The following is a 3235-nucleotide window of genomic DNA, read 5'->3' on the forward strand; positions in this document are numbered from 1 at the left end:
GCACTGCTCTGCCGAGTTTCGTGTCAGTCTTCGGACTGATCCAGTGTTGTCGTTGGTGGTGTGGACTCTCAAGTGTGAGGTAAGGGCAATTCGTGGATGCCTTGGCGCATACAGGCGATGAAGGACGTGGCACGCTGCGATAAGCGTGGGGGAGCTGTGAGCAAGCTTTGATCCCACGATTTCCGAATGGGGAAACCCACCTAATCCGATTATCTTGCTCGTCAGCAATGACTGGCAGGGTAATTGGAAAAAGGTATCACTTAGCTGAATAAAATAGGCTTCGTGAAGCGAACCCGGCGAACTGAAACATCTCAGTAACCGGAGGAAAAGACATCAACCGAGATTCCGTTAGTAGTGGCGAGCGAACGCGGACCAGGCCAGTGCTTCTAATTCAACTAGCAGAACGTTCTGGAAAGGACGGCCATAGCGGGTGACAGCCCCGTATGCGAAAGTGATGTTAGAAGACTAGAGTAGGGCGGGACACGTGTAATCCTGTCTGAATATAGGGGGACCACCCTCTAAGCCTAAATACTCGTATGCGACCGATAGCGAACTAGTACCGTGAGGGAAAGGTGAAAAGCACCCCGATGAGGGGAGTGAAACAGTACCTGAAACGGATTGCCTACAAGCAGTTGGAGCCTCTTTATGGGGTGACAGCGTACCTCTTGCATAATGGGTCTGTGACTTAATGTACCAAGCAAGCTTAAGCCGATAGGTGTAGGCGCAGCGAAAGCGAGTCTGAATAGGGCGACTAAGTTTGGTGTATTAGACCCGAAACCCGGCGATCTAGGCATGACCAGGATGAAGGTGGGGTAACACCCACTGGAGGTCCGAACCGATTAACGTTGAAAAGTTACCGGATGAGTTGTGTTTAGGGGTGAAAGGCCAATCAAGCCGGGAAATAGCTGGTTCTCCGCGAAAACTATTGAGGTAGTGCCTCGGACGAACACCCTAGGGGGTAGAGCACTGGATGGATGCGGGGGTCGCGAGATCTACCAATTCTAACCAAACTCCGAATACCTAGGAGTGATATCCGGGAGACAGACGGCGGGTGCTAAGGTCCGTCGTCAAAAGGGAAACAGCCCTGACCTACAGCTAAGGTCCCCAAGTCACGTCTAAGTGGGAAAGCATGTGGGAATCCCAAAACAACCAGGAGGTTGGCTTAGAAGCAGCCATCCTTTAAAGAAAGCGTAACAGCTCACTGGTCTAAATAAGGGTTCCTGCGGCGAAGATGTAACGGGGCTCAAGACGTGCACCGAAGCTTAGGGTGTGTAGCAATACACGCGGTAGCGGAGCGTTCCGTAAGCCTGTGAAGCGATCTGGTAATGGGTCGTGGAGGTATCGGAAGTGCGAATGCAGACATGAGTAGCGATAAAAAGGGTGAGATGCCCTTTCGCCGAAAGACCAAGGGTTCCTGCGCAAGGCTAATCCGCGCAGGGTGAGCCGGCCCCTAAGACGAGCCCGAAGGGGGTAGTCGATGGGAACCACGTTAATATTCGTGGGCCTGGTGGTGTGTGACGGATGACGTGTGTTGTATGCTCTTATCGGATTGAGCATGCTTCGAAGTTGTCCCGGGAAATAGCCCCACCGTATAGACCGTACCCGAAACCGACACAGGTGGTCAGGTAGAGTATACCAAGGCGCTTGAGAGAAGTGTCCTGAAGGAACTCGGCAAATTGCCTCCGTACCTTCGGAAGAAGGAGGCCCCATATATGCGCAAGCACTTATGGGGGGCACAGGCCAGGGGGTAGCGACTGTTTAGCAAAAACACAGGGCTCTGCTAAGTCGGCTTCAAGACGACGTATAGGGTCTGACGCCTGCCCGGTGCCTGAAGGTTAAGTGGAGGGGTGCAAGCTCCGAAATGAAGCCCAGGTAAACGGCGGCCGTAACTATAACGGTCCTAAGGTAGCGAAATTCCTTGTCGGGTAAGTTCCGACCTGCACGAATGGCGTAACGACTTCCCCACTGTCTCCAGGACATGCTCAGCGAAATTGAATTCTCCGTGAAGATGCGGAGTACCCGCGGTTAGACGGAAAGACCCCGTGCACCTTTACTGCAGCTTCAGAGTGGCATTGGAAAATAACTGTGTAGCATAGGTGGGAGGCTTTGAAGCATTGGCGCCAGCCGGTGTGGAGCCATAGGTGAAATACCACCCTGTTGTTTTTTAATGTCTAACCTCGATCCATGAAACTGGATCAGGGACCCTCTGTGGCGGGTAGTTTGACTGGGGCGGTCGCCTCCTAAAGAGTAACGGAGGCGCGCGAAGGTTGGCTCAGGACGGTTGGAAACCGTCTGTTAGAGTGCAATGGCATAAGCCAGCCTGACTGCGAGACTGACAAGTCGAGCAGAGACGAAAGTCGGTCATAGTGATCCGGTGGTCCCTCGTGGAAGGGCCATCGCTCAACGGATAAAAGGTACGCCGGGGATAACAGGCTGATAACCCCCAAGAGCTCATATCGACGGGGTTGTTTGGCACCTCGATGTCGGCTCATCACATCCTGGGGCTGGAGCAGGTCCCAAGGGTTTGGCTGTTCGCCAATTAAAGTGGTACGTGAGCTGGGTTCAGAACGTCGCGAGACAGTTTGGTCCCTATCTGCCGTGGGCGTCGAAATTTGAGAGGAGTTGACCCTAGTACGAGAGGACCGGGTTGAACATACCTCTGGTGTACCTGTCGTCGTGCCAACGGCGCAGCAGGGTAGCTATGTATGGACGGGATAACCGCTGAAAGCATCTAAGCGGGAAGCCTCCCTCGAGATAAGATTTCTTAGGACGGTCGAAGACCACGACCTTGATAGGCCGGATGTGGAAGTACGGTAACGTATGGAGCTAACCGGTCCTAATTGTCCTATTCGCACTTGATGAGTCCCACCATCAACGTCAGCCCTGGCTGGCGTAGGATGGATGTTCATCAGCCTTGGATTTTGCACGGTTTGAAAAACTTCCGCAGCACAGGCTTCATTGCTTGGTGGCTATGGCGTCTGTGACCCACCCGATCCCATCCCGAACTCGGACGTGAAACCAGACTGCGCCGATGGTACTATCGCTTAAGCGATGGAAGAGTAGGTCGCCGCCAGGCATTGAAGCTTGTGCTCCGGAAGAACCCATTCACTTTGTTATATCGTTGCGGGGCCTCCCCACACGCCTTTGGCGCGGGATGGAGCAGCCCGGTAGCTCGTCAGGCTCATAACCTGAAGGTCGTAGGTTCAAATCCTACTCCCGCAACCAGGCCCCGCAG

The 3235-nt window shown here is 53.7% G+C and carries 1 tRNA gene and 2 rRNA genes; all 3 read left to right on the top strand.

From position 1 onward, the window contains the following. Positions 1–69 precede the first annotated feature (69 nt). The 3 genes from GGR46_RS25125 to GGR46_RS25135 all read left to right on the top strand — a co-directional run bounded on the left by GGR46_RS25125 (position 70) and on the right by GGR46_RS25135 (position 3225). Positions 70–2860, top strand: a 23S ribosomal RNA gene (locus tag GGR46_RS25125). A 101-nt stretch (positions 2861–2961) separates the two neighbouring features. After that, positions 2962–3076, top strand: a 5S ribosomal RNA gene (gene rrf, locus GGR46_RS25130). 72 nt (positions 3077–3148) lie between these two features. Next, positions 3149–3225 (top strand) — tRNA-Met (locus GGR46_RS25135). Positions 3226–3235: the final 10 nt, after the last annotated feature.

This window comes from Sphingomonas kyeonggiensis, assembly GCF_014196745.1.
Taxonomy (GTDB): domain Bacteria; phylum Pseudomonadota; class Alphaproteobacteria; order Sphingomonadales; family Sphingomonadaceae; genus Sphingomonas; species Sphingomonas kyeonggiensis.